The 17,735-nt window shown below is 66.6% G+C and carries 26 protein-coding genes and 2 tRNA genes; 18 read left to right on the top strand and 10 right to left on the bottom strand.

Translation table 11 applies throughout. The features are described 5' to 3' along the window. Positions 1-52: 52 nt before the first annotated feature. Genes AC3WMA_RS15925 through AC3WMA_RS15885 form a run of 9 tightly spaced genes read right to left on the bottom strand, consistent with a single transcriptional unit; the run spans position 53 to position 8,155 of the window. The gene (locus AC3WMA_RS15925; protein WP_492286345.1) at positions 53-886 is read right to left on the bottom strand and encodes a hypothetical protein; all 834 of its coding nucleotides are present in this window, start codon (positions 884-886) and stop codon (positions 53-55) included. Then, a complete protein-coding gene (locus AC3WMA_RS15920) occupies positions 855-2,027 on the bottom strand; it encodes a helix-turn-helix domain-containing protein (RefSeq protein WP_492286344.1) in 1,173 nt (390 codons plus the stop codon). The genes AC3WMA_RS15925 and AC3WMA_RS15920 overlap by 32 nt, the downstream gene beginning before the upstream one ends. Then, positions 2,024-2,341, bottom strand: coding sequence for a hypothetical protein (locus AC3WMA_RS15915; RefSeq protein WP_492286343.1), 318 nt, complete (start codon positions 2,339-2,341; stop codon positions 2,024-2,026). The genes AC3WMA_RS15920 and AC3WMA_RS15915 overlap by 4 nt, the downstream gene beginning before the upstream one ends. Continuing rightward, entirely contained in the window at positions 2,341-4,638 is a 2,298-nt protein-coding gene (locus AC3WMA_RS15910; RefSeq protein ID WP_492286342.1) for a DNA cytosine methyltransferase, read from the bottom strand. Before AC3WMA_RS15910 ends, AC3WMA_RS15915 begins: the two co-directional genes overlap by 1 nt. Before the next feature lies 1 nt (position 4,639). Further along, a complete protein-coding gene (locus tag AC3WMA_RS15905; RefSeq protein WP_492286341.1) occupies positions 4,640-5,773 on the bottom strand; it encodes a DNA polymerase III subunit beta in 1,134 nt (377 codons plus the stop codon). Continuing rightward, a complete protein-coding gene (locus AC3WMA_RS15900; RefSeq protein WP_492286340.1) occupies positions 5,761-7,116 on the bottom strand; it encodes an MT-A70 family methyltransferase in 1,356 nt (451 codons plus the stop codon). The genes AC3WMA_RS15905 and AC3WMA_RS15900 overlap by 13 nt, the downstream gene beginning before the upstream one ends. Beyond that, positions 7,109-7,420 (bottom strand): hypothetical protein, encoded by a 312-nt coding sequence (locus AC3WMA_RS15895; RefSeq protein ID WP_492286339.1) that lies wholly within the window; start codon positions 7,418-7,420, stop codon positions 7,109-7,111. Before AC3WMA_RS15895 ends, AC3WMA_RS15900 begins: the two co-directional genes overlap by 8 nt. Next, a complete protein-coding gene (locus AC3WMA_RS15890; RefSeq protein WP_492286338.1) occupies positions 7,417-7,887 on the bottom strand; it encodes a hypothetical protein in 471 nt (156 codons plus the stop codon). The genes AC3WMA_RS15895 and AC3WMA_RS15890 overlap by 4 nt, the downstream gene beginning before the upstream one ends. A gap of 55 nt (positions 7,888-7,942) precedes the next feature. Beyond that, positions 7,943-8,155 carry a helix-turn-helix transcriptional regulator gene (locus AC3WMA_RS15885; RefSeq protein ID WP_492286337.1) on the bottom strand — a complete coding sequence of 71 codons (213 nt, stop codon included), beginning with the start codon at positions 8,153-8,155 and terminating at the stop codon, positions 7,943-7,945. Here AC3WMA_RS15885 and AC3WMA_RS15880 point away from each other — a divergent pair. The 14 genes from AC3WMA_RS15880 to AC3WMA_RS15815 all read left to right on the top strand — a co-directional run bounded on the left by AC3WMA_RS15880 (position 8,154) and on the right by AC3WMA_RS15815 (position 14,112). Then, positions 8,154-8,900, top strand: coding sequence for an XRE family transcriptional regulator (locus AC3WMA_RS15880; protein ID WP_492286336.1), 747 nt, complete (start codon positions 8,154-8,156; stop codon positions 8,898-8,900). The genes AC3WMA_RS15885 and AC3WMA_RS15880 overlap by 2 nt on opposite strands. Before the next feature lie 118 nt (positions 8,901-9,018). Next, positions 9,019-9,186 carry a hypothetical protein gene (locus AC3WMA_RS15875; protein ID WP_492286335.1) on the top strand — a complete coding sequence of 56 codons (168 nt, stop codon included), beginning with the start codon at positions 9,019-9,021 and terminating at the stop codon, positions 9,184-9,186. A gap of 11 nt (positions 9,187-9,197) precedes the next feature. Further along, positions 9,198-9,407, top strand: a complete 210-nt coding sequence (locus tag AC3WMA_RS15870) for a hypothetical protein (protein WP_492286334.1) — start codon at positions 9,198-9,200, stop codon at positions 9,405-9,407. Beyond that, positions 9,404-10,021 (top strand): hypothetical protein, encoded by a 618-nt coding sequence (locus AC3WMA_RS15865; RefSeq protein ID WP_492286333.1) that lies wholly within the window; start codon positions 9,404-9,406, stop codon positions 10,019-10,021. The genes AC3WMA_RS15870 and AC3WMA_RS15865 overlap by 4 nt, the downstream gene beginning before the upstream one ends. Then, complete coding sequence (locus AC3WMA_RS15860) at positions 10,018-10,356, top strand: hypothetical protein (RefSeq protein ID WP_492286332.1); 339 nt, start codon at positions 10,018-10,020, stop codon at positions 10,354-10,356. The genes AC3WMA_RS15865 and AC3WMA_RS15860 overlap by 4 nt, the downstream gene beginning before the upstream one ends. Positions 10,357-10,385: 29 nt before the next feature. After that, complete coding sequence (locus tag AC3WMA_RS15855; protein WP_492286331.1) at positions 10,386-10,628, top strand: DUF2312 domain-containing protein; 243 nt, start codon at positions 10,386-10,388, stop codon at positions 10,626-10,628. Further along, entirely contained in the window at positions 10,625-10,921 is a 297-nt protein-coding gene (locus AC3WMA_RS15850; protein WP_492286330.1) for a hypothetical protein, read from the top strand. The genes AC3WMA_RS15855 and AC3WMA_RS15850 overlap by 4 nt, the downstream gene beginning before the upstream one ends. Further along, positions 10,918-11,178: a hypothetical protein gene (locus AC3WMA_RS15845; protein WP_492286329.1), complete on the top strand. Its 261-nt coding sequence runs from the start codon at positions 10,918-10,920 to the stop codon at positions 11,176-11,178. Before AC3WMA_RS15850 ends, AC3WMA_RS15845 begins: the two co-directional genes overlap by 4 nt. Further along, a complete protein-coding gene (locus AC3WMA_RS15840) occupies positions 11,171-11,413 on the top strand; it encodes a hypothetical protein (protein WP_492286328.1) in 243 nt (80 codons plus the stop codon). The genes AC3WMA_RS15845 and AC3WMA_RS15840 overlap by 8 nt, the downstream gene beginning before the upstream one ends. A gap of 1 nt (position 11,414) precedes the next feature. After that, complete coding sequence (locus AC3WMA_RS15835; protein WP_492286327.1) at positions 11,415-11,678, top strand: hypothetical protein; 264 nt, start codon at positions 11,415-11,417, stop codon at positions 11,676-11,678. Then, the gene (locus AC3WMA_RS15830; protein WP_492286326.1) at positions 11,678-11,932 is read left to right on the top strand and encodes a hypothetical protein; all 255 of its coding nucleotides are present in this window, start codon (positions 11,678-11,680) and stop codon (positions 11,930-11,932) included. The genes AC3WMA_RS15835 and AC3WMA_RS15830 overlap by 1 nt, the downstream gene beginning before the upstream one ends. After that, the gene (locus AC3WMA_RS15825) at positions 11,925-12,686 is read left to right on the top strand and encodes a hypothetical protein (RefSeq protein ID WP_492286325.1); all 762 of its coding nucleotides are present in this window, start codon (positions 11,925-11,927) and stop codon (positions 12,684-12,686) included. The genes AC3WMA_RS15830 and AC3WMA_RS15825 overlap by 8 nt, the downstream gene beginning before the upstream one ends. Further along, positions 12,683-12,970, top strand: a complete 288-nt coding sequence (locus AC3WMA_RS15820; protein ID WP_492286324.1) for a hypothetical protein — start codon at positions 12,683-12,685, stop codon at positions 12,968-12,970. Before AC3WMA_RS15825 ends, AC3WMA_RS15820 begins: the two co-directional genes overlap by 4 nt. A gap of 8 nt (positions 12,971-12,978) precedes the next feature. After that, positions 12,979-14,112, top strand: coding sequence for a tyrosine-type recombinase/integrase (locus tag AC3WMA_RS15815; RefSeq protein ID WP_492286323.1), 1,134 nt, complete (start codon positions 12,979-12,981; stop codon positions 14,110-14,112). Positions 14,113-14,121: 9 nt separating this feature from the next. Here AC3WMA_RS15815 and AC3WMA_RS15810 read toward each other — a convergent pair. Beyond that, a tRNA-Cys gene (locus AC3WMA_RS15810) sits at positions 14,122-14,195 on the bottom strand. A 169-nt stretch (positions 14,196-14,364) separates the two neighbouring features. Between AC3WMA_RS15810 and AC3WMA_RS15805 the strand changes: the two genes are divergently transcribed. The 4 genes from AC3WMA_RS15805 to AC3WMA_RS15790 all read left to right on the top strand — a co-directional run bounded on the left by AC3WMA_RS15805 (position 14,365) and on the right by AC3WMA_RS15790 (position 17,708). Continuing rightward, a tRNA-Asn gene (locus AC3WMA_RS15805) sits at positions 14,365-14,439 on the top strand. Positions 14,440-14,632: 193 nt separating this feature from the next. Next, positions 14,633-15,274 (top strand): protein-L-isoaspartate O-methyltransferase family protein, encoded by a 642-nt coding sequence (locus tag AC3WMA_RS15800; RefSeq protein ID WP_492286322.1) that lies wholly within the window; start codon positions 14,633-14,635, stop codon positions 15,272-15,274. 159 nt (positions 15,275-15,433) lie between these two features. Beyond that, positions 15,434-16,849 carry a TolC family outer membrane protein gene (locus tag AC3WMA_RS15795; RefSeq protein WP_492286321.1) on the top strand — a complete coding sequence of 472 codons (1,416 nt, stop codon included), beginning with the start codon at positions 15,434-15,436 and terminating at the stop codon, positions 16,847-16,849. A gap of 259 nt (positions 16,850-17,108) precedes the next feature. Continuing rightward, a complete protein-coding gene (locus AC3WMA_RS15790) occupies positions 17,109-17,708 on the top strand; it encodes a PopZ family protein (RefSeq protein ID WP_492286320.1) in 600 nt (199 codons plus the stop codon). Positions 17,709-17,735 lie beyond the last annotated feature (27 nt).

Genomic DNA, 17,735 nt, shown 5'->3' with positions numbered 1-17,735 from the left:
GCCACGCAACTGCGCAGTAGTCAACGGTCAACTGATATCGGATCGGTGGATATCAGAGCGCAATTCCACGCTTCCTCAGATAGGTTTGGTTCGCGACCTCGACCGCCTGCGCATCCACGATGCCGCTGCCTATGTCATGCGATCCGACGATACGGCCCCGATCAGGGCCTTTCGCGCCCCAGACTTCCTCGGCCAACAGATCGAGCGCCTCCTTCAGGCGCATGCCGAGATAGTCGAGCTTCTGCCTGCTGGCCTCCGGTCCCGGCCAGCGCTCGGCCAATTCGGAGATCGTGACGCCCTGACCCGCAACAGCAGAGACGATGCGCTCGGCGATGGGACCGAGATGCTGCGCCAGCCGCTTCAGCTCGAACTGCGCATGCACAACGGAATCGGAAAGCGGATCACCCATCTTGCCGCCATCCACCTTGATATGACGCGGATCGATGCCGCGACCCGGCCCAATCACAGCTGCCTCATAGATGCGACGAAAGCGGACACCGGCCTCGTACAGCGGACGATCGAGACGTCGTCGAGCGAGCATCATCTCAAGCGGATGCTCGGCAAGGTTCGTAACCGCCACCATCTTCTGCCCAGGCGCATAGGGATCGTCGACCACGCGCTCGCCGAGCACAGGCGCCTTGCCGGCCTTGCCCTTCGGCCTCCATTTCCGCTCAGGCGGATCGTTGGGGATCGCACCAGCCTCGCGCGCGGCTTTGGCCTCGGCCACGAGTTGCTGCTGCTTGGCCTCGATCGCGGCCCGCTCTTCAGCCTCGCGCGCCTCCTGCCGTTCCTGCTTCGCCTTGCGGGCAGCGGCACGCGCAGCCTTGTCCTGACGAGCAAGGATCTTCGCCGCCTCAGAACCGGACATCAACATCTCCATGACCATCAGAGGGCGGCGTCTCACTCGGCAGGAACACGCGGAAGCTGCTGTTCTCGGCGAAGACCGGGATGCGGGCGCCGCGCTCGGCCAGCCAGGGGCGCCACGCGTCGATTTCCCGCCCATGGCAGAGGAAGGGCTTAAGCTCGCCGATTCGGGCCGCAGCCGCGGCGAGGTCGCCGGCCGAGACCGATATCGATTTCCCGCCATCTGCCATCTGCAGCATGAACCCGATGCGCTGCCTGGCACCCTCGGCGATGCGGTGATGCAGCATCAGCCACCATTCCCGCGACCAGCCCTTGACCTCGGAGAATGCGCCTGCCGCCTGCTTCGCAGCCCGCTCGGCAGCCTGCTTCGGCACATGGCGCCAGTTGAATCCGGAGAGGTATTTCGGGCCGGAGAGCCGGCTCGTGAAGCCTGCCGCCTTCCGCTCGGCGACGAAGCCGGGAATGCCCTCGATCGCCGCCCATCGCTCAGTGAAGGGCACGCCCTCCCAGGCCGAGGCAAGCGCCGCTTGGTCGTCAGCGCCGGCATGGGGATAGGCTTTGCGGAAATCGTCGAGGCTGGCTGTGGGCCTGCGCTCAGGCTCGCCCTTGCTCGCTGGCGTGCTCTCGCGCTCTCGCGCACCCTCTCTCTCAGAGTAAGGGGTTTTACTAAGGGGTTGGGTATCACCCTGATGATACCCTTCCCCCTGATTTGGAAGGCTATCACTGTGATACCCTTCCACCGTGATACCCTTATTTACGGGCTCGGCAGGCCGCTCGCGCCCTGCGTCTGACGCATGGTTAGCGTCGTCGTCTTCGTCGGAATCGGGCAGGGGCTGATGCACCGATGCAGCCTCCAGAGCGGGCCAGTATTCCGGCCGCCGCAGCCGCGCCAACAGGTCGATATCCATCTCGTAATGGTTGGTGGATTTGGCGCCGGAGCCGCCTTCCTTGACCAGGCGCAGCAGGCCGACGCGCACGAAGCTCTGCATCACGCGGCGCGCGGTCGGCACCGAGCATTCGGCATCCTCCGCGATCGTCGCGAGCGACGGATAGATCCGCGTGCCGTCTTCATGGCAGCAGTCGACGAGCTTGATCAGCACCATCTTCCGCGTCTGGGAATGCAGCTTGGCCTTGAGCGCCAAGCCGAGCAGGGCCGCGCTCATTCATCACCTCGGCCGGGAAATAGTTCGTCCTCGACCCATTGCGCATTGCGCACGACGCCGTGATAGCCGCACTCCTGGCAGCCGCCGCCTTTCTGAGATCCGTAATCGGTGTCGTAGCTGCAGCCGCTGCAAATCCCCGACCACTGAACGAGACGGCACAGCTGGCCGTCGACGAACGCCCAAAGACGGCGGCGGTCCAGCTTGCGTCCGGCCTTCGCGTCAGCCTCGGCCCAACTGAGGACGCGAGCGTCATGATGGATTACGCCATCCTCGCGAACCGTCGTCGATAGGCGTTCAATGGGAAGCGCGGCCATCACTCCGCCGCCTCCAGAAAGAACGGCAGGGCTTCGCCGGGCTTGCCGGGCCGCTGGCGCTCGCGCGGGCGATAATTCGCCGCGACGAGCTCGCGCGCCTCGGAAGGACATACGGCGTTGCCGCACATGTGCCCCTGCTGCTCCAGCGTGAAGCGGATGGTCGAACCGTCCGCGTCGATGCCGTGGTCGATGATGTAGGTGAGGGGGAAGCCGTTGGCGTTGTAGCGCTCGCGCGGCGTCAGCATGCGCAGACACAGGTCCGCCAGGACGATCGGCACGCCGTCGATCTCCTTCGTGATGAACTCGCCACCATCCCAGCAGCCATGCCGGCGCAGCAGCTCCGCCACCTTGCGGGCCTTGGCCTCATGCTCGACCGAGAAGGGCGGGATGCCCGCAAGCGCCTCGACGAGGCCGAATCGCGCCTTGGCCGTGTCCGTCCGGCCGGGCGCATCGACCGAGGCGCCGACCTCGTCGGAACCGTAATAGGCCGTCATCAGCGGCATGCCGACGAGGGCATGATGCTGGCCGGAGGCGGAATCCGTCCGCATCGGGTCGTCGGCCGCCGCCGTGCGCCGCTCGCTGCCGCGCATCGTCAGCATCGAAACGGAGACGACGTTCTGTTGCGTCCCGCGCACGGTCAGCGTCGAGAGCGGCTCCTCGATCGATTTCGAGGGCTGGCCCGGGTGCGTGCCGGCCGAGTGCTGCGCCATGAACGACGCCGCGACCATGGTTTCCGCAGCCCCATCGGCCACGAAGGTCCGCGCAGGACGATCCAGCGGGGAATCCGGCGCGTCGGAATTGCGCATCGTCATCATGTGGACGCCGACGAGCGAAGCCTTGCCGCCGCCGCCCGCTGTGATGGCGCCGACAGGCTCATCGGCGCCGGAACCGACCGAGCACCCGAAGTCGCGGCAGATCGAGACGGCGACGAGCGAGCCCTCATTTCCGGTCGGGACCGGCGTCGGCCCAGGCTGGTCTACGGCGAGGTTGCGCGGCTCTTGGCCGGGCCGCTCGCCATACCGTGGCACGAGATAGGGCGCGACCAGGTGGCCGGGCAGCGCATCCCTGACGGTGACGGTCGCCGCCGGCGCATCCGCGCTGCGCGAGCGCGGCTCGTCGCCGGGCTTGGCCTGCAGGCGCGGCACCATCAGCGGCGCGACGATGCAGAGATCCGCCTTGGCCGTCTGCGTCAGGGCGGGCTCGTCGCCGGCGCGCGGTTCCGATTGCCCGGCACGCCCGCCACATCCGACGAAGACCGGCGCGACGATCGCATTCTGATCCTTCGCCGAGGCCGTGAAGGTATGGGCCGGCGCGTCCGCGTCGCGGTTGCCGCCGCCCTGCTGCGCATAGGTGACGAAGGGCATCACGATCGCATCGTCGCGCTTGGCCGTCATCGCCGAGAGCGGCTCGTCGATCGCGCGGTCGCGCGCCTCATCGCGGCCGGTATGGTTGACCTTGACGATGAAGGGCCGGCGATCGAGCACGCGCTTTTTCACGCCCTTGGCGATCCGCGCCTCGGTATTGTCGGCGAGGGGCCGCTTGGCGACGAGGCCGAGCTTCGCCTTGATCTCGGCCGACGTGTCGAAGATCGAGGGGATCGGCAGCGAGAAGTCGATGCAGTCGGCGACGACCGGCCAGCGCTGCAGCGCGCCCGACGCGATCAGGGGAGCATCGGCCTTGTCGTTCGGGTCGCCATAGCGCCGCTTCGGCCAGACGATCGGCTCGTTGTCGCGGCGCATGATCATGAACAGGCGCTTGCGGATCGTGGCCGAGCCTGACCACCAGGCGCGCCGCTCCTGCCATTCGATCTTTCTGTAACCGAGCGCGCGCCAAGCCTCGACGAAGGCCTTGAAGGTCTCGCCCTTGCGGTCGGGGCAGCGCTTCCCGTTCGGCAGCAGCGGCCCCCAGTGAACATATTCCTCGACGTTTTCGAGGAAGATCACGCGCGGCATCTGCCATTTCGGCAAGGCCTTGACCCATCCGAAGATGGCCCAGCCGATCCCGCGCGTGGTCCGGTCGCCGTCGCGCCGCGGCGCCGCGCCCTTGGCCTTGGAATGGTCGGTGCAGTCCGGTGACATCCACAGCATGCCGATCGGCTGCCCGGCGCACATGCCGACAGCGTCGACCGTGGCGACGTCCTGCAGCATGTGCTTGGTCTGCGGATGGTTCGCCCGGTGCATGGCCAGCGCCAGCCGGTCGTGGTTCACCGCGATATCGGGCGAGCGGCCGAGCGCCATCTCGATACCCGTCGAAGCGCCGCCGCCGCCGGCGAAGGAGTCGATGATCAGCTCGCGCACATCACACCCGCATCGGCATGAGAATGCGGGTCATCTCCGGATCGGAATCCTTGATCAGGAGCGGATCGCCGGGCGCCGAGAGGCCGAGCGTGACGTCGCCCATGCAGCCGGAGACCATGTCGCCGAAATAGACCGCATTGAGCCCGAAGGGCGTCAGTCCCGCGGGCCACGCGGAGGCCGTCTTCGCCCGCGCCCGGTCCCCGTCGCCGCTGCGCACCAGGACGAGCCGCCCGTCCTGCTCGTCGAAGCGGATGGCCCGGCCGATATCGCGGCCGAACACGCCCAGGCGCGCCAGTGCCGCCGAGACGTCCGGCCGCTTCAGGGCGATGGCAAAGGCGCCGGCCTTTTCGACGCAGGGCGCGACGATCTTGTCGAATTCGGGATAGGTTCCGTCGATCAGCTTGGTGCGGATCGAGAGGCCGTCGGCCACGAACGCGAGGCCGCTCAGCGGGCCGCCGCCCTCGCGGTCATAGACGCGCACATCCAGCCCGGCCATGTGCTTGCTGATCAGGTTGATCGCCTTGCGCGGGATGATCCGCGCGACCTCGTCGACCGGGTCGGAGCTGACGCGGCAGCAGGCGAGGCGATGTCCGTCCGTCGCGACGAAGCGGGAGCCGAGCGGCCCGCGATGCCAGCACACGCCATTCAGGTAGTAGCGCGTCTCTTCCGTCGAGATAAACGCACGCACCTTGTCGAGCTGCACCGCCAGCTGGCCGTTGCTGAAGGTTTCCAGCAGCGCGCCGCGCACGATTATGTCGCTCGGGAAATCCGCCGCGGGCAGCGCGTCGAGCGTATAGACGGCATCGTCATCGCCGAGGCTGATCGTCGTCTTCGCCTCCTCCTCGCCGCTGCCTCGCACGATGCGAACCGGCATGGCGCCGGCGACATGAGCGATGCTGGCCAAGGCCTGCGCCGGCAGGCACAGGCTCCAGCCGCCAGCCCGGTCGCCGTCGATCACGTCGATCTGGGTCTCGACCTCGATATCGAGATCGGTCGCGGAAAGACGCAGGCCATGGCTCTCCAGCGTCAGGCGGACATAGGAGAGGATCGGGATCGTCGATCGCCGTTCAACGACGTCGATCAGAGGGCGCAAGGCAGCCTTGAGGGATCGGCCCTCGACCGTCACGAATTGCATGTCGGCTCTCCAGGGGATGAAGCGGAAAAAGGGAGCGGTTGCTCTGCCCTCCCGCGCAGGGGCAGGGCGGGCAGTTCGGCGAACTCGTCGACGATGACGATCGACGGCGAGGAGCCGCGGACCATTTCGGTGGCGTCAACAAAATGGTCGGGCGCCTCGGCGCCCCAGACGTCCCAGCCGGGCCGGGCCTCGCGGGCGTTGAGCTCGATCTTCGGCAGGCTCGGCCAGTAGCGCTCGGCGATCTCGTGCGCGAAGTCGGGCTTGCGGCTGTGCTCGCGCACCGGGAAGGGCAGCACGCTTTCGAACTGCGTCCCCATGGCTGGCGCCGGCACGTCGCCGCGAATGCCGAGCAGCAGGATCTCGTGCTTGTTGCGGTTCCAATAACCGGTGCCGAGCCGGTCCTTGTGGCCGATCCAATGCGTCCGGTAGCGGAAGCCCCAGCGGTTCAGCACCAGCAGCCCGCTTTCGAGATGCGGCGCCGTGGTCCAGAGCAGCAGCGCGCAATCCTCCGCCGTGATCTCCTGCACCGGTCGGGCGGCGATGACCTCGATCGGCGACGTCGGATAGTGATTGTCCGGCGAGCGATCCATGCCGGTCAGCGGCGACCAGACCTCGAAAGGCCATTCGGGATCGCCGAGGATCACGCCGTAGCGTTTTCCGGCGGCGCCGGCCGCGACCAAGGCGGAATTGCCGCTTGCGATGCGCTCGCCGAGCCGCTGCTCGCGCGCCTCGCGCCGCGCCTTTTTGGTCTCCTGCCGCGCCCGGTGCTGCTCGCTGACGAGCTGATGCAAGGCCTCGACCGGAACCGAGCGCAGCGTCGCCATATCGGCCGCGCGCTTGCCGATCGCCGCCGTGTCCATGGTGGCCACGGTGCCGTGCTTCGTCGTGAAGCTGCGCTCACTGTAAACGTTGACAGTGACGTCGCGCAGATTGCCAACGAAAGTGTTGGACACGCGGGCATGGCGGGCGATCTCGCGGTCGCTCCACTTGCACCATTCCGCGTCGCGCAGCAGCAGGATGACAGCCCGGCGCTTATCCGCAGTCGTCCGGCGCAGGCCGTGAGTGGCATTGGCGCCGCAAGCGCGCAGCACGGCGTCGCGCCGCGTTCCCGGCTCGATCTCGGCTTCGATCTCGGTATCGCCGGCGCCTTCACAGCCGGCGATGCGATGGAAGCCGTCCCAAGGCCAATAGTCGGTGCCGTCATAGATGACGCCGATCGGCGGGAATTTGGCACCGCCCCGCCGCGCTTCCGTGTAGTCCTCGACAGTCGAGGGATCGAGCATGGCGCGGGCCTGCGTACCGCCGTCACGCCGCAGCTTCGCGATGGCGATCCGCTCAACCATGGGCGCGCCGTCCGACCAGGTCGCCAAGACCTTCACAGGTGATGCACTTCGGGCGCGTGCCGTCATCGGTCACGATCCGGAAGCCGCGCCCGCGGCAATCGGGGCACGGCGGCGGCGGGCAGTCGGAGCAGCGACGCTTGCGCCCGAAGCGATCCGACATGTGGAAGGCGGCGTTCACGCAATGCGGCGACGCCGGAAAAGAAAGAGCCGCCGGCGCTGGCTGGGGGATATGCGCCGGCGGCAAGTGACCGGCCGTGGTCTCGGAAACGGCCGGCTGGGGAAGGTGAAGGAAGCGCCCGGTCATGGCGCGCGCCCGGCCATCTGCTTGGCGATCAGCAGGCGGAAGGCCTCGACCTTTTCGACGATATCGGCGAGGCGGCGATCGAGCGCGGCGCCGTCCGAGTTGCTGAAATCGCCATCTGCGGTGCGCAGCGCGAACTCCTGCACGACCTCGGAATATTCGGTGCTGAGATCGGCAATCGCGGCGTAGGGGTTCGGGGGCAGCCGCGAGGTCGACGCGCCTTCGCCGACGAGATCGAAGCCCTGCAGTTCGGCGGCGGCGCGCGTCACGACCGGATCGCCGCATTCCCGCTCCAGCAGCAGGATGGCAGCCGGCGAGAACATCGCCCGTTTCTCGCGGGTGCAGATGTAGGACACCATGGACTGCGCCAGGCCGACGAGGTCGGCAGCACGCTTCTGCCCGCCGCAGCGCTGGACCAGGTCCGTCATCGCGGCCTTGAGCCGAAAGAAATCCGCATCTGATGTGCGCATCGGGGCCTCTGATAATGGGCCGGGCGATATCGCTCGCCCGCCGGGAATGCGGGCGTTAGGAACAGAGCGCGGCGGGTTCCGCCGGGCGCAGAAAGTCGGAGATCGAGACCTGACCATCGGTGGCGGCAGCCAATTTTGCCGCCGTATCGAGGCGAGGGCGCCGGGCACCGCTCAGGATGCGCGTCACAGTCGAAGCCGGCACACCGGCCCGCTCAGCAAACTGCGCGGGCTTGAGCTCATGCTTTGCGAGATAGGATGCGAGGTCCATGTTTGCGGACTTGCCATATGGCAAATCTCAGGTCAAGCAGATTTGCCAATTGGCTCTGGATAGCCGCCGGATGGGCGCCGATCCTTGCCAAATGGCTACGACCCGTATCAGAGAATATCGTGAAGCTGCCCAGGTGAGTCAGGAGCAGCTTGCCGACGCCGTCGGGATCTCCGTCTCGCAGATTTCGCGCATCGAGCGCGGCGAGCGAGAGCCTCGCCTGGACGAGATCATTCGCGTCAGCGTGCGCTTAGGCGTTCCCGTGGCCATCCTTATAGGAGAGGAAGAGGAGGCGCCGCCGATCGATGTGGTTGGCCGCATTGGCGCTGGCGGATCGATCGATACCTCATCGGAGCAGCTCGATGGCATTCAGCCGCTTTATCGGATCGAAGCGCCGCTGGGTCTCCCCGAAGATGCCATTGCATTCGAAATCTACGGCGAAAGCATGTGGCCGCGTTACGATCATGGCGATGTGATCATCTGCTCGCGCCACGGCAACGATATCAAGGGCGTCATCGGCTTTGAGGTCGCTGTCGCCACTGACAAGGGCGAACGCTATCTGAAGAGGGTTATCGAAGGTTCGCGGCGTGGCCTTTACAACCTTGAAAGCCACAATGCCCCGGTGATGCGCGATCAGCGCGTGGTATGGGTGAGCGATGTTCTTTCTGTAGTTCGCGCCAGTCAGGTGCGTCGCCTGACGGATCATGCGCGCAGAAAAATCCGGCAGCAGGTCAAGGCGGCGCTCTAATCGTCGCCCGTTTCATTTGCCTGACAGGGACAGGAATTTGCCAAACGGCAAATTATCGTTGACCTGAGATTTGCCATATGGCAAGTGTGACGCCCATCGAAACCCGATGAGGCGTGCCATGTGCGTTCGTCCTGCCTGCTACCTCCCCAGCCGTGAAGCCACCGCAAACGATCACGCCGCAAGGCTGATCGTTCGGCGAAACATTGCGTCGCTGGCGGAGATCGGCGCGCTCGCGATCTTCCTGTACGCGCTCCTCATCTGGTCCTCGGTGCTCTCCCCAGCCTGAAAGGATCGGACATGATCTCGCAGACCGTTGCCGCCCGCCGTCCCGCCCCCGCGCTCCGCTCGGTGCCGGCCCGCATGGCGGATTTCCTCTCCAGCCATGCCGCCTCGGCCGGCGGCGTGACCGAGGAAGACCTCCTCCTCGACTTCACGAAGGAGGAGATCGCCGAGCATTTCGAGACGGCGAAGCGCATCGCCCGCAACGCCGGCAAGGTGCGCCAGTGACCGGCGCCGCGCCGGCTCTCTCTGCGGCGCGTCCGGCGCGGATTTCTCCGCCCGAGCGCCGCATCACCCTGCCGATGCGCATCGCGCTCGGCTTCCTTCACACAGGCGCGCTCTATCGCGAGCCCGGCGGGCTCTGGCGCTGCCGTGCCTTCCCGCAGGAGCGCGTGCTCGACAAAACGGTGCGCGCCCTTGAGGCGATGGGCCTCGCCATCTTGCGCGAATACGAGGGCCATCACGGCATCCGCCGCGCCTGCATGTCGCTGACCGAGGCCGGAATCGCGCTCTATGCCCGCATCGGCGGCAAGCTCGCCGATCGGCGCCCGCCGCCGGTTCAGGCGGAGGGCATCATCCGCGAGACGGAGGTCGCGATCGACGAGATCGCCGAGCAGGAAGCCCGGCTGAAGAAGCAACTGGCCATGATCGACGAGGAGGCTCGTGAGACGAAGGCCGCCGCCATCCGCCTTGCAGCCCGCGTCGCGGCGATCGAGGCCAAAGCCCATCGCATCGAGAACGAGCGCGCGACGCTGGCGAGCTGCCGGCAGGATCTGCGCGCCTTCACCACCCAGGCCGCCGAGCGCATCGGCGCAGCGATTTCGGAAGGTGATCGCACATGAGCGACGCCGTCCTCCTCGACAAAGACGTCGTTGCTCGCAAAGAGCACCGCTGCGCTCATTGCCGCGCGAGCATCAACATTGGAACGCGTCACCGATCGGTGGTGCAGATCTTCGATGGCCAGTTCGATGCCTCGCGAACGCACCACGAGTGCGAGAGGGCATTCCAAGATCTGAACTTTCGCCTGCGCGGTCTTCGCAGCGACGACGAGACGCACTTCCTCGCCGACGACGACATCGAGCCGGGCGAACGGGATTGGTTGCGCGAGACGCATCCGATCGTGGCCGCGCGGATCTGGCCCGGCCGGTCCGAGGCTGCACAAGGCGAGGACGCCTGATGTCCTACCCCAGCAATCCCGGAGGCGACATGGACGATCCGGTCCAGGGCGATCAGCTGAAATCCATCGTCGAGCGCATCGAGCGCTTGGAGGAGGAAAAGAAGACGATCGCGGACGATATCAAAGAGGTCTACGCCGAGGCCCAGGGCAACGGCTACAACACCAAGATCCTTCGCCAGGTCGTTCGCCTGCGGAAGATCGACCTCGACGAGCGCCGCGAGAACGACGCGATCCTCGACCTCTATATGCAGGCCGTGGGTGAAACCCCATGAGCGACGCATGGAAGGCCGAAGAGCGGCGGCAGGCCCAGCTATTCGCCGAGGCAATCCAGGCGACGATTGATCGCACGGGCGCGGAGCTTCGCGCCGCTGGCAATCCGCCCATCCTCAACGCTCTCGCCGGCGGACTGGCAGGCGTCGTCGGCAGCATGCTCGCCAGCGTGGCCGAGCCGCGCCACCGCAAGGCGATGCGCCGTGAGTTCGACGCTGCGCTCCCGCAGGCCATCGCACAGGCTCGTATCGGCGGCTTTGCCCAGACCGTCGTCGTGGGAGGTCGCAAGCAATGAGCTCGCCGATCCGCATCGAGATGACGCCCGGCTTGCCGGAGGCGAAGAGCCCCGGCCAGTTCCTTGGCTATGACGCGACCGGCGCAATGTGGCTGCTGCGCTGGAGCACGAAGGAAGGCGTCTGGCACGGCCTTGGCTTCGAACGCGATCAGGGGCCGAACTGGCCCGCGCTGCGCCGCGGCGCCGAGCTGCCGCCCATCATCATCGGCCACGTCAAAGGGCCGGATTTCCATGTGGAGGCGAAGGCCGATGGCTAACCGCTTCAGCTTCGATTCCGACATCGATGCGCACGACATCATCGGCGCGCTCGCCGGGAACGGCGAGGCGGGCCAGCGCTTCGACGGCGCCCGCCAGCATCCCACGCTGCACGACGAGCACATGACCGCGCGCTTCGCCCTGCGCTTCCTCGAAAACTGCCCGGATGATGCGTCCGTGATCGACCTCCGCGAGGCGATCCAGTCGGCCTATCCCGGCGTCCTGTCCGGAGGCTGACATGACCGATCGCCCCAAGCTGCTGGAGAAGGAGTTTCAGCAGCTCCTGGCATACTGCTTCGAACCGCGAGCCATCGCCGGGCACCCGCAGCAGCTCAAGGATCTGCGCCGCTTCTTCATGGCCGGCGCCAAGGCGTTCGCCGAGACACTGCTGCGCAATGTCGAGGGCGGCAACGACGTCACCGATCAAGACATGGCGCTGATGGATGCGCTGCAGGAGGAGCTGAAGAACTTCGGCGAAGACGTCGCCGCGGGGAGGGCCTGATGCAGATCGGTATGATCGAAGGCCACACCCGCATCCTCGGCAAGAGCCAGGGCTATCTGGGGCTGCCGCTGCGCGATGTCGTGATCAACTGCACTGTGGGCGGGCCGGATACGCCGACGATGGAAACCGCATGGCTTCCGAGCCCGGCCGAGATCGCCGCCATCGTCCAGGGCGCGCCGATCATCCTGCGCGTGCTAGGTACGCAGCATCCGCCTGTGATGATCGAGACCGGGAAGGTGCCCGGCCATGGCTGACCGCCCGATCCTGTTCAGCGCGCCGATGGTCCGCGCCTTGCTCGACGGCCGGAAGACTCAGACGCGGCGGATAGTGAAGGACGTCCCGCCGCAGCCGGCGGCGAATTGCCATCCGAACAACACGCCGCGACACCCCGCGCCGTATCTCGATTCCTATTGCGCTCAGCCGAAGACGGCGGCCAATCCGCGCGGCATGTCGACGGAGTGGATGTGGTGGCAAGTCGACGACCGCTGCGGCTATCCGTCGTTCAAGGTCAAGTTCGCGCCAGGCGACCGGTTGTGGGTTCGCGAGGCGTGGGCGCGTTCCGACCAGCACGAATGGCTAGTGGCCTACCGCGCGGACGGTGAGTGCGGCGCATGGCAATGGGATGGTGACGGCAAACCGCTCTTCAACCGCCACGGCAAAGTGCTCGACTGCTCGCGCCGTGACGGTCTAGGAGAATGGGGCCTCGGCAAGTTCGGCAATCGATGGCGCTCGTCGATCCACCTGCCCCGCAAATTCTCCCGCCTGACGCTGACCGTCAGCGATGTCCGCGTGCAGCGGCTTCAGGAGATCACGCTGGGAGACATCTGCGCCGAAGGGCTGGCGCGCTCGATTTACGACTTCAAGCCGGTGCAGAGAGGCTTCGATGCGTGGGCCGAACTCTGGGAGCAGATCAACGGCGCTGGATCTTGGGAGGCCAACCCCTGGGTCGCGGCCTACACCTTCACTGTCGAGCGCCGGAACATCGACGAGAAGGGCAGGGCGCCATGACCCGCGCAGCAACCGCCCTTGTCCTCGATGATGCAGCGCGCCGGCCGGCGCCGCGGCGGGGGCTCTCCTGCGCCGAATCGGCCGACTATATCGGCGTCTCGATCACCAAGTTTCTGGAGATGGTCGCGGATGGCCGCATGCCGCAGCCGAAGCAGATTGATCGCCGCCGGGTCTGGGATATCCGCCGGCTCGATTCGGCATTCGACGCGCTCGACGGCGGTGATATCGACGACGGATTTATCGAATCGACACCCCTGCCAGGTCGCAAGCAGATCGTGCTCTAATGGAGGGCATGACCACCGTCCGGCTGAAATACGTCACGACTGACATTTCCGAGGGCGTGACGCGCTATTACCTGCGCCTGCCGGGCGAGAAGAAGGTCCGGCTTCCGGGCCGCCCCGGCGACGACATTTTCATGGAAGCGTATCAGGCCGGCCGGAAGCGCCAGCCGATTCCCCGCAGGCCGGACGGCACGCTGCCGAAATCGGAGGAGGGCGGCACGCTGCGTTGGCTCGTAGACGAGTACGAGCGCAGCGCCGCCTTCAAAGGGCTTGCCCAGGCCACGCAGGGCGCCCGCCGCAACATCCTCAAGAATGTCGTGGCTAGCGCCGGCGACGAGCGAATCGCTGATATCACCGAGGACGTCATTCGAGCGGGCAGGGACCGCCGCGCCGCGACGCCGGCCGCCGCCAACACCTTCCTGAAGGCGATGAGCCACCTCTTCGCCTTCGCGGTGGAATACAAGCACGCGCGCAAGAACCCGGTGACGGGAATCATTCGCGTCAAGCACAAGTCCGAAGGCCATCACACATGGACGGAAGCGGAGATCGCCCGATTCCTTGAGGCCTATCCGCTTGGCACGATGGCGCATCTCTGCATGAGCATCATGCTCTACACCGGCGTGCGCGTGTCCGACGCCGCCGTGATGGGGCGCCAGCACATCCACAAGGGCTGGCTGAGCTTTCGCGCGGCGAAGAACAAGGTCGAGGTCGACATGCCCGTCGCGGCCGAGCTGCAGGCGGCGATCGACGCCGTGCGAATCTCCCGCAAGGGGCACATGCACTTCCTGATCAACGAGTGGGACAAGCCGTTCACGGTGAAGGGCCTCGGCCAGCGTATGCGCAAATGGTGCGACGCGATCGGCCTGAATCACTGCTCCAGCCATGGCCTGCGCAAGGCCGGCGCGACGATCGCGGCTGACAACGGCGCCTCCGAGCACGAGCTGATGGCGACCTTCGGATGGGAGTCGCCGAAGCAGGCGGCGATCTACACGAAGAAGGCGAACCGCCGCCGCCTGGCGGGCTCAGGCGCCGCGAAAATCACGCTCGGCAAGGGCGAAATCGCGAACGAAATTGTCCCGCCGGAAAAGGCGGTGGCAGAAAGTCGGGACAAATCGGGGAAAAAGCGCAAGGAAATCAGCGCTTAAAAATTCTGTTGGAGGCCTCGCCCGGAATCGAACCGGGGTGCAAGGATTTGCAGTCCTCTGCGTAACCACTCCGCCACGAGGCCTTCCTGCGGAAACAGCCGCAGCCGCTTCAGCGAGAGCGCACTAACCACAAGCCGCGCCGCGCCGCAACCCGGCATCGCAACTTCCACAGGCCAGACGACAAATCTGCTTGGTCGGCTCGCAAGGGGCTTGCACTATCCGGATCGCACGGCTAAGACGCCGCCACGTTGTTCCCGGATAGCTCAGCGGTAGAGCAATCGACTGTTAATCGATTGGTCGCAGGTTCGAATCCTGCTCCGGGAGCCAGCTTTTCCCTCACATCGACAGATCGTCTTAACCGTCGCTGGTTTATGCCTGCGGTCAGGCGGCGCTTGCCTTTTGCGCGAGCGTCGAACAGAAAGCTGCCGAAGAACGGCGCGATCGCTGCACCGGTTCGTGGCGGCTTCCAGAGCGTCGGCCGCCCCTTGCAGCACCGGCGTCGTGGACGGAGAGTTCGGGCATGGACGATTTTACCTCGCTGCGCCGCAATATGGTCGATTGCCAGCTGCGCACCTATGACATCACCGGCCGGGCCGCCCTGGCCGCGGCCGATTCCGTGCCGCGCGAGGCCTTCGTCCCCGAAAATCTCTCGCATCTTGCCTATCTCGATCAGTCGATCCCGCTGCCGGGCACCGGCCGGGCGCTGATGACCCCGATGGTCGCCGTGCGGATGATCCAGCTTTTGGACCCGCAGCCGGGCGAGGCCGTGCTCGAATATGCCGGCGGTTCCGGCTATGGCGCCGCGCTGATGGCGGATATGGGAGCGAAGGCCACGCTCTGGGAGCCTGATGATGCAGCGCGTGCGCTGGCCGAATCGGCTCTTGGTCGCGCCGGTGCCAGCAGCGTGACGATCACGGCCGCGCAGCCGGGGGCTGCCAGCTTCGATGCCATCCTCGTCAGCGGCGCCTGCGAGATCGCGCCCGAATCGCTTTTCCCGCTGCTGCGGCCGGAAGGCCGGCTCATCGCGGTCGAGGGCCTGGGTCGGGCGGCGCGGGTGATGCTCTATATGAAGTCCAGCGACGTCGTCTCCGGCCGGCCGGTCTTCGATGCGGCAGCGCCGGTGCTTTCGGAGTTCCGCCGTCCTGCGGCCTTCGTTTTCTGATGACCGCAGGTGTCGCATTTTTGCGGCACTGCACGAACGAAACCATTCCGGCACCGCGCCATGCGTTGGCGAGAGGTGCCGGAGCGGGTATGAAATGTAACTCTGCCGAGGCTGGGGCGATGCCTGGGCGCGACTTTCAGTGCGCACATGAGGCGTCCAGTGCATAAACGCTACGACAAGATTTCCGGACTTGCTCTCTCTGCTGCCTTCGCTTTGGCGCTGGCCGGGGGCTGGGCGGGGCCGGTTTCGGCACAAACCATGGATGCCGCGCTCGCGCGGGCCTATTCTGCGAACCCGACCCTCAATGCGCAGCGCGCCTCGGTCCGCGCGACCGACGAGAACGTGCCGCAGGCAAAAGCAGGCTACCGGCCGCGAATCACGGCTTCGGCCGATATCGGCGCCAGCATCACCCAGTCAGGCATTCCGGCCTTCGCCAGCAGCTCGCCGGTTCACACCACCAACGTGTCCCGCCTCGGGCCGCGCGGCGCTGGCGTGCAGGTCGACCAGAACATCTTCGATTCCGGGAAGACCCGCAGCGCCGTCAGCCAGTCCGAATCGCAGGTGCTCGGCGCCCGCGCCACGCTGCGCAATACCGAGCAGAACGTGCTGCTCGACGCCGCGACCTCCTATATGAACGTGCTGCGCGACACGGCGATCCTCAACCTCAACCGCAACAACGTCGAGGTGCTCGAGGAGCAACTGCGCCAGACGCGTGACCGGTTCCAGGTCGGCGAAGTGACGCGTACCGACGTCGCCCAGGCGGAAGCCCGCCTGTCATCGGCCCGCTCGCAGGCGATTCTCGCCGAATCGAACCTCAAGACCTCGGTCGCCCGCTTCCGGCAGAATGTCGGCACCGAGCCGCGCTCGCTCGCGCCGGGGCGTCCTGTCGAAGGGCTCCTGCCGAAGTCGCTGCCGGCCGCGCTGACCCAGGCCCTGTCGAACCACCCGGCCATCATCGCCTCGCTTCACGGCGTCGATGCGGCCGAGCTTCAGGTCAAGGTCACCGAGGCCGATCTCTATCCCGTCGTCGGCGTGCGTGGCGTCGTCCAGCAGCGCTACGACACCCAGTTCTCCGGCGACAACCGCTTCTCGGCCAGCATCGTCGGCACGCTGACCATTCCGATCTACGAGGGTGGCCAGATCTACGCCCGCACGCGCCAGGCCAAGGAAACCGCCGGCCAGCGTCGTATCGAGGTCGATACCCAGCGCGACACCGTGCGCGCCGCCGTCGTGTCCGCCTGGGGCGGTCACGAAGCGGCCAAGGCACAGATCATCGCCGCCCAGGCGCAGGTCGAGGCTGCGTCCACCGCGCTTTCCGGCGTGCGTGAGGAGGCCAAGGTCGGCCAGCGCACCACGCTCGACGTGCTGAACGCCCAGCAGGAACTGGTGAGCGCCCGTTCGAGCCTCGTGGTGGCCCAGCGCGACCGCGTCGTCGCGTCCTATGCGGTCCTGTCCGCCGTCGGCAAGCTTTCCGCCCAGTCCCTCAAGCTCAAGGCCGAGATCTACGACGCCCGCGAGCATTACGAGCAGGTCCAGGGCAAGCTCTGGGGCACGCAGACGCCCGACGGTCGCTGATCGCGCTCGCGCAGCAAGCGCCGCATCAGGTCTTCGCGCCCGGATAGGGCGCGACTGCGGCACTGGCTAGCTGCCGCCGATCGAAGCCTCCCAGAGTGCCGACGCCGCTTTTCCGCCCGATGCCATCGGGCAACAGGGCGGATTTCTCCTGTGGGAGAACGGGTTGGCGCCTTGTCTGACATCGGCGCCGTGGAATACTGCGCTCTTGGAGCGGCGTTGATTCCATCGGCGCGCCCGTTGTCCAACGGTTAGACTCATCATGAGCGCGCAAGCCAAGCCCAACGAACCGTCGATGGAGGAGATCCTCGCCTCCATCCGCCGGATCATTTCGGACGATGAGAAGCCGGCCGAGGAGGCCGCGGCGCCGGCTCCCGAGCCCGAGCCCGCGCCAGTTGCGGCCATCGACGACGACGTGCTCGACCTCGGGGCCGAGGCGGCGCTGGTCGCGGCGCCTGCGCCCGCACCGGCCGCATTCCCAGATGATTCCGACATCGCCTTCGTCGACGAGGAGCCTGTCGCGGCTCTGCCGCCGGAGCCGCTCGTTGCTCCCGTCGAGCCGCCGCCTGTGTCGATCCAGCCTGCGCCGCAGCCGCAGTTTCAACCCGAGCCTCAGGCCGCGTTCGCGCCGATGCCGGACATGGCGAGCCTGCTGTCGGATCAGGCAAGCTCCGTCGTCACCAATGCCTTCGGTCAGCTGGCCTCCACCGTGCTGAGCAACAACGCGCGGACGCTGGAGGACCTGGTCAAGGACATGCTGAAGCCGATGCTCAAGACCTGGCTCGACGACAACCTGCCGACCATGGTCGAGCGGTTGGTCCGCACCGAGATCGAGCGCGTCGCACGCGGCGGCCGCAGCTGAGGCGGCCGCCCGGCCGCCTCAGTCTTG

The sequence above is a fragment of the Allobosea sp. FW305-C-101 genome, assembly GCF_058783685.1.
This window is presented reverse-complemented; position numbering and strand designations above follow the sequence as displayed.